General features: G+C 59.2%; 5 protein-coding genes and 2 pseudogenes. 5 read left to right on the top strand and 2 right to left on the bottom strand.

Translation table 11 applies throughout. The annotated features are described in order from the left end of the window. The 4 genes and pseudogenes from DKT70_RS17110 to DKT70_RS17095 form a co-directional block, all read left to right on the top strand. Nucleotides 1–94: pseudogene (locus DKT70_RS17110) on the top strand (IS5/IS1182 family transposase); the annotation flags it as partial. A 152-nt stretch (nucleotides 95–246) separates the two neighbouring features. Then, nucleotides 247–1,281, top strand: coding sequence for a glycosyl hydrolase family 8 (locus DKT70_RS17105; RefSeq protein WP_111560275.1), 1,035 nt, complete (start codon nucleotides 247–249; stop codon nucleotides 1,279–1,281). A gap of 16 nt (nucleotides 1,282–1,297) precedes the next feature. Continuing rightward, nucleotides 1,298–2,539 carry an HlyD family efflux transporter periplasmic adaptor subunit gene (locus tag DKT70_RS17100; RefSeq protein WP_233490650.1) on the top strand — a complete coding sequence of 414 codons (1,242 nt, stop codon included), beginning with the start codon at nucleotides 1,298–1,300 and terminating at the stop codon, nucleotides 2,537–2,539. A gap of 1 nt (nucleotide 2,540) precedes the next feature. Further along, nucleotides 2,541–4,520: a glycosyltransferase family 2 protein gene (locus tag DKT70_RS17095; RefSeq protein WP_111560273.1), complete on the top strand. Its 1,980-nt coding sequence runs from the start codon at nucleotides 2,541–2,543 to the stop codon at nucleotides 4,518–4,520. Here the strand turns inward: DKT70_RS17095 and DKT70_RS17090 are convergent. Both DKT70_RS17090 and DKT70_RS17085 read right to left on the bottom strand, forming a co-directional pair. Further along, nucleotides 4,504–5,559, bottom strand: a complete 1,056-nt coding sequence (locus DKT70_RS17090) for a cache domain-containing protein (RefSeq protein ID WP_111560272.1) — start codon at nucleotides 5,557–5,559, stop codon at nucleotides 4,504–4,506. The two genes, DKT70_RS17095 and DKT70_RS17090, sit on opposite strands and share 17 nt — an antisense overlap. Nucleotides 5,560–5,603: 44 nt before the next feature. Beyond that, a complete protein-coding gene (locus DKT70_RS17085; RefSeq protein ID WP_111560271.1) occupies nucleotides 5,604–6,188 on the bottom strand; it encodes a hypothetical protein in 585 nt (194 codons plus the stop codon). A gap of 83 nt (nucleotides 6,189–6,271) precedes the next feature. Between DKT70_RS17085 and DKT70_RS18525 the strand changes: the two are divergent. After that, nucleotides 6,272–6,523: pseudogene (locus DKT70_RS18525) on the top strand (transposase); the annotation flags it as partial. Nucleotides 6,524–6,662 lie beyond the last annotated feature (139 nt).

The following is a 6,662-nucleotide window of genomic DNA, read 5'->3' as shown; positions in this document are numbered from 1 at the left end:
GGACTGGCGGCGCGTCGCAACACGATACGACCGATGCCCGGAAACCTTCTTCTCAGCGATCATGCTCGCCGCAACCGTTCTGTTCTGGCTGTGAAAGGCAATGAGTCTGGACCCTAGAACCTCTGCATCCGGCCATGACGGCCTAAACTCTATCATATTTCAAGACGCTCCACGTAAAGTGGTTGAAGTTACACCTTGGGCGATACCAACCAAAAAATTTGACCCGATAGCGTGGTGGACGAGGGTATGCTGATAACACGCCGACATCTGGTAAAACTGGCCGCTTCAGCCGTCATCGCGAAACCTGATGTTGTTTACTCCGGTGCCACCCGCGCTCTTTGGGAACGTTGGGTGCAAAGTTATGTCCGGTCCGGCAGAATTGTAGACGAGCATCGAAGGGGGATTTCTCACTCGGAGGGTCAGGGATATGGCCTTTTGCTCGCGCAGGCTCACGGAGATCGCGACGTTTTTGTGCAGATAGAACGTTGGACGACCAATCATCTGTCGGTCCGCGATGATAGCCTGATGGCATGGAAATGGCAGCCAGGTGCGGGCAACAATATTCCTGACTGGCACAATGCCACCGACGGCGATCTTTTTCGTGCCTGGGCACTGCTTCGAGCCGGACGGGACTCTGGGTGGACAGAGCATACTGACGCCGGTCTCAGAATTGCACGAGATATTGCACGCCTCTGTCTTGCTTCCGATCCAAGGGCAGTGAATGGACCCCTGCTTCTGCCAGGCGCCGAAGCAAGGCATGCCAAAAATCGTGTGCTGATCAACCCATCCTACATCATGCCACGTGCCCTACGTGAGCTGGGGGAAGCTGCGGATGAGCCTGCGCTCGTTCAGGCAGCCGATCATGGAGAAACCGTACTTGCCGAACTGGCAGCCACTGGCTTCCTGCCCAACTGGGTGGATGTAACACGGGCAGGTTTCGCAAAGCCTTTAGAGCATGACTTTCGATGGGGATATGACGCTCTCCGTATCCCTCTCTATTTGGCTTGGTCGAACAGAATCGATCACCCGGCAGTGCGTTCGGCAGTGAGCCTGATGAGCGACGGTGCCTTGCCGGGACATGTCGTCGTTGAGGCGGCACCGCAAGGGGAGGTGCTTCAGGCAAGCGACCGATTTGGATTCACTGCCATTCGACGCTTGATAGAGTGTGCATCTATTGATGCTGCATCGGCCGTCATTGGTACTGACTACTATTCCGATACCCTGCTGATGCTCATTGATCTGGCCTTCCGCGAAGGGGGATGCAACACGCCGGCGCAATAAGTCGATACACCCCTAGATGGTAGTGACCGGCATGTATTACTCCCTTAAGATGATTTTATGGGAGTCATCGATTTGGATCGCAGGCCTTATGAGATACAGCAGACCAATTATCGGCATCCTTTTGATCATCCTGTCGATTTGGGTCATTGTGGGTGAACAGATGTCCGGGGCAAGCGCGGATGCGGTTGTCAACGCGCCGGTAGTTACGATCCGGGCGCCGGTTGCCGGAAACCTGACAATCCCCGAGCGACAGCTGGGCGGACGGGTCACGCAAGGCGAAGTGCTGGCCAGCATCGAGGACCCGATCGCCGATCGCGTCAAACTGAACGATTTGCTGATGGAAGTCAGACTTGAAGAGGCTGCGCGTGACCAAATCGCGTCGCTGTTGGCGGAAACCGATGCCATCCGCAATGATCTGGACAGACGCGCTGACATCTTTCACACGAACAGGCTGGAGGAGCTGCGAACGCGCCTGATGCACGCCCGATCGCGTCTGGCCATTCTGGAGCAAGAGCAAGCCGCAGTATCCGACCCGCGCCTGCTGGACGCGGTCGAGGAGGACGACCAGCGCCTGCCTGCCGAACCGCGGCTAGATGCGCTGGCGCTTGATCATGCGCGCGAACGCGTGGCGATCCTGCAGATCGCGCTAAGCGCTGCGCAAGAGGGGGTATTTCTGGGCGACGGCTACAACGACGCACCCTATGCCGAACAGCGCAGCGTCGAATTGCGCAGCGAAATCGCAACACTTACCACGCGTCTGGCCGAAGCCGATGCTAGGCTGACCGCAGTCGGTGAGCGTGCCAACCGAGAACGTCTGCGGGTCAACAGCCAGATCGGGGGCGATCTGCAAAGCCCAGTAACCGGGATCTTCTGGGACGTGCTTCAGGCCGACGGAGTCAACGTTCAGCGCGGCGATCCGCTGCTGCGGCTCGTGGATTGCAGCGCCACGATGGTGACCCTGTCGGTGACTGAACGCACCTACAATGATCTGGCTGTCGGCCAGTCCGCGCGCTTCAGACTTGCGGGTTCTTCTGAAGTCCAGGATGCTACTGTCGCCCGCCTTGCCGGAAGCGGCGCCGCTACCATCTACCAAGCGATGGCGGTCCCTCCCAGCCAGAAACACCTGGAGCGTTTCGACGTGGCACTGATCGTTCCTGCACTGCGCGACGGGGGGGCGGACAACTGTGTCATCGGCCAAACGGGACGCGCCTTTTTCGAGACGCGCCCGCTGGATGGCCTCCGCGGGCTATTCAACTGAGATGCCGGACGTCCTGCTTTTCAGCCAGCTAGGGTCTAGCACGATCCATCTGCTTCTGGTCATGGGTGTTGGGCTGACGCTGAGGTCCTGGGTGGATGTGTACAGCACTTTGCACCGCGCGATCCTGCTGGGGACCGGCTTTCTGCTGGCCGTTCGCTATATCTGGTGGAGAGGAACCGAAACGCTGGCACCACCAGGCTTGACCTTGGACATGCTTGCAAGCTGGTCGCTGTTCGGTCTTGAATTTTTCGCGCTGATGGGATCGGTCAGCGCCTTCGTGATCATGTCCCGCATCAAGGTCCGCAGCGCCGAAGCGGACGCCCATGAGACTTGGTGGGGTGGAACCGAACCACGGGTCGCCATCCTGATTGCCACGTATAATGAGGACCTGGAGGTTTTAGAACGCACCATCATCGGCGCTAAGTTCCTGCGCCATCGCAACAAGGAAGTCTTGGTTCTTGACGACAGCCGCCGGGACTGGCTTCGCGACTATTGCGCGCAACAGCAGGTCCGATACATGCGTCGCCCAGACAACAAGGGGTCCAAGGCAGGCAACATCAACCACGCACTTGATCGTCTGGCCGAGGACCCGGTTCCACCAGATTTTGTGGCTGTTCTGGACGCTGACTTCGTTCCACATCGCGGCTTTCTAGGGCGCAGTCTGGCGCTGTTTCATGATCCCGACGTGGCACTGGTCCAGACCCCCCAGCATTTTTTCAACGCCGACCCAATCCAGCACAATCTCGGGATCAGCCAGTCCTATCCCGACGAACAGCGGTTCTTCTTCGATCACGTGCAGCCCTGTCGTGACGGGTGGGGGATCGCCATCTGCTGCGGTACGTCATCCATCTGCCGCTGGTCCGCGCTTCGCGAGATCGGCGGCTTTCCAACGGAAAGCGTGACCGAAGATTTCATGCTGACACTGGCCTTGCAGGAACGCGGGCTCAAGACGGTCTATCTGTCCGAACCCCTGACCGAGGGGCTCGCCCCTGAAGGGCTCAAGGAATATGTAACGCAGCGCGCGCGCTGGTGCCTCGGCCTGATGCAGATTGCCCGCTCCAGCTTGGGCCCTCTGTCGGCCAGCAAACTACGCCTGCGCGATCGCTGGAGCATCATCGATTCGATCTTCTTCTGGATGACCAGCTTTCCGTTCCGCATCGCGGTGGTCGTCTATCCGTTGCTGTACTGGTTCTTCAACATAATCGTGGTGGACGCGTCCCTGCCCGACGTGATCACATTCTTTGGGTGTTATTTCCTGTGGTCATTTCTGGTTCTTCGAACGCTGATGCCGGGAATGTTTGTCCCCATCCTGCATGATGTCAGCCAGCTGATCGGCGCGATTGCGATCAGCCGCGCGGCGTTTACTGGCATGTTCCGACCCAAGGGCCATCCATTTTCAGTGACGGCAAAGGGGGGAGACCGCACCCGGGTCACTGTCCAGTGGGCCTTGATGCGACCGTTCCTGATCCTGCTGGTGCTGACCCTTCTTGGCCTGACCATCGGCATCCTGTCTGACCGGTTCGCGTTCAACGATGCAGGCGACGGCAAATGGGTCGTAATCTTCTGGACGATCTACAACGTCTTCGTCCTGACACTGACCGTTCTTGCCTGCATCGAACTACCGCGCCGGGAACGCCATATCGCCGACTTGCCAGATCGCGCCGTCTTCGTGGTTGAGGGTGATATCCGGCGTCAGTGGATCAGCGCGATGAACATGGATGAGGCCAGACTGCGCGGAAAGATCTATTCCGCTGGCACCGAGGCCAAACTGCGGATCGCCAAGATCGGCGACATTCCCGCCACTGTCATCGCCGAGACGGTGGATGGCAACCGCATCCGCCTTATGCCAACCCCAGAGCAGCGCGAAGCCCTAATGCTGCGGTTCTACGCCGAGGGTGCGGCCCCGGGTACGGGGCGCGCTCAGTTGCTCGGGATCCTTTCGGGTATAGGTCGGCGACTGTCGTTCAGCTCTCGCCGCTGACCGGATCGCGCTGGAGGCGTGCCAGCGCTGTTGACAGCTGTGCCGCCTCAACCGTGATGCGGCTATTGGCGGGATAGTCCTGTGAGCCTTCAGAGATCTGCTCTGCCGATGCGGCTAGGCGCGCGATCGGCGCCAGCACGACACGCGCATAAATAAGTGTGATCAGCGTCACCAGCGCCAAGGCGAGAAGCGCCGCATAATGCGCACCGTTTCGGACAAGATCGACCCCGAAGCGGACCGTGCTGGCATCAAGGCGACCGATCATCCGCCATCCAAAGCTGGGCAGGTCACCTGATGTGACCTGCGGTACCACGGTCGAGAAGTAGTCGCGCCCGTCGGGCCATGTCTCACGCCCCTCGGCGCCGATCCCCGCCTGCGCCGAGCGCAAGATCTGCAAGTCGGCTTCGGTCGGTGCCTGCTCAGAGGACGAGGCCGAGATCGCTCCGCTCGGGTCGATCAGGAACAGGTCGATACCGAACCTCTCTGCCGTGCCCGCAAGATAGTCTGCCAACCATTCGGCATTGATGTGCATCCCGATGACACCGGCCACGTCGCCGTTCTGATCCAGAACCGGTCGTGCCAGGTCGATGAAGCGCAACGGCTGTTCTGCGTCCCCGCCAAGCAGCTGCGCCAATAGAACTGCATCGTGGACATCGCCCGCAAACCCGCCTGACAGACCATTGCGGTACCATGGCCTTGCGCTGACATCCTGACCAACCAGCAGGTCGTCGGTTGCTGCGACTACTGTGCCGCCAAGATCAGCATATCCGACCCAAGAAATCCGCGTACCGTCGCCCCCCGCCCCGGCCAGGAGATAGTACAGCTCTTGCGGGCCAAGGGTTCCGGCCCGATCGGTCAAAAAGACCAGATTGTGCCAATCGCGTTCCAACGTACGTGCTAGCTCACCTGCAGCAGCTGTCGTGCGGAACCGCGAGGCGAAAGCTAAGGTACTGTCGGTGAACCGGTCCCCCCGCAGCAGAACGAAGCTGGCGCAGACCACGGTCACCGCCATCAGGCAGGAGAGGCAGAACAGGATCACGGAACGGTGTAGTGTCAGGGTGGGCTTTGCGGTCATTTCAGGCCTCAGAACGTATTTACGGCAATGCCTGCGAACAGCTCTTCTGAGCTTACCTTGTAGCCAAGACGCAGTTTGACAGGGCTATCCGAGAGGTTCTTCTGCAGAGCAACGGTCGTTTCATGGTAGGAGTTGCTGCCACCCCGCGACAGTTCCACACTCACCCCTGGGGCTTGGAATGTCGCCTGTGTCAACAGGAACCATGAATCGTTGACGGTGCTGAAGTCGGCCAAGACATAGGTCGCCCCGAACGAGGAGGGGCTATACCGTTCTATCGATGCCTTGGCGCCTCCAGCGATATCGGTGCCCTGCCCGTCTTCTCTCTCGAACCCTATGGTTGGCCCCGCCTTGATGGTCGCAATGTCGCCAAGAGGCCAAGCATGAGTCACGCTGATGGCGCCCGCGCGCCCACCTTCATATTTCACCGCGTTGAAGCCATAACCGATAGCTCCCGTGCTGGAGGCAGCGACAAGGCCTTGGGTTTTCCCCCCGAGATCAGCCTGCAGGAAGTACCCGTCTGCAGCCGCCTGCTGCGATAGACAGACGCACAAGGCAATCCCTGTTACGACCTTGAGTTTCAAACAGCCGACCATAACGACTTCCCCAGCACAAGTGTTGCAATACAACTAGAGCATGTATCGAAGTGCTGTAATAGCCTTAGGATAGTTTTGTTGGTGCTGACTGCAGCTATGAGGCTGGCTGGTTCGGGAAACTTTGAAGGACGAGGGGATACGTCCCCTGCATCCCGGGCCGGAAGTCGCGCAGCACGGTCCTCTGCTATGACAAGGGAAAATTCAGGCGGCGCAATCGGATTAAGATCATGTTCGGTCGCCTGAAGGACCGGCGCCGCATTGCCACCCGCTACGACAGGTGCGCAAAGACCTTCCTCTCAGCCGTCGCGCTCGCTGCCTCCCTTGTGTTCTGGCTTTGCCAATCGATGAGGCTGGAGCCTATCCAGCCAGTCGCGGTTCAAGCAACCCTACTCCTTTTTCCGCTGTCCCTGGACTTGCCCGGCTTTTGTGGAGAGCGTTTAGCTCACTTCCCGTGCCTTTCGCTCGAAGGCGATG

The sequence above is a fragment of the Paracoccus sediminilitoris genome (genome assembly GCF_003259195.1).
GTDB lineage: Bacteria > Pseudomonadota > Alphaproteobacteria > Rhodobacterales > Rhodobacteraceae > Paracoccus > Paracoccus sediminilitoris.
Note: the sequence above shows the minus strand (reverse complement) of the source record. Positions and strands in the feature narration are given on the sequence as shown.

Excerpts from the sequence above, each read along its gene's own strand:
- DKT70_RS17095 (WP_111560273.1), top strand. The coding sequence starts at position 2,541 with ATGCCGGACGTCCTGCTTTTCAGCCAGCTAGGGTCTAGCACGATCCAT.
- DKT70_RS17085 (WP_111560271.1), bottom strand. The coding sequence starts at position 6,188 with ATGGTCGGCTGTTTGAAACTCAAGGTCGTAACAGGGATTGCCTTGTGC.
- DKT70_RS17105 (WP_111560275.1), top strand. The coding sequence starts at position 247 with ATGCTGATAACACGCCGACATCTGGTAAAACTGGCCGCTTCAGCCGTC.
- DKT70_RS17100 (WP_233490650.1), top strand. The coding sequence starts at position 1,298 with ATGGTAGTGACCGGCATGTATTACTCCCTTAAGATGATTTTATGGGAG.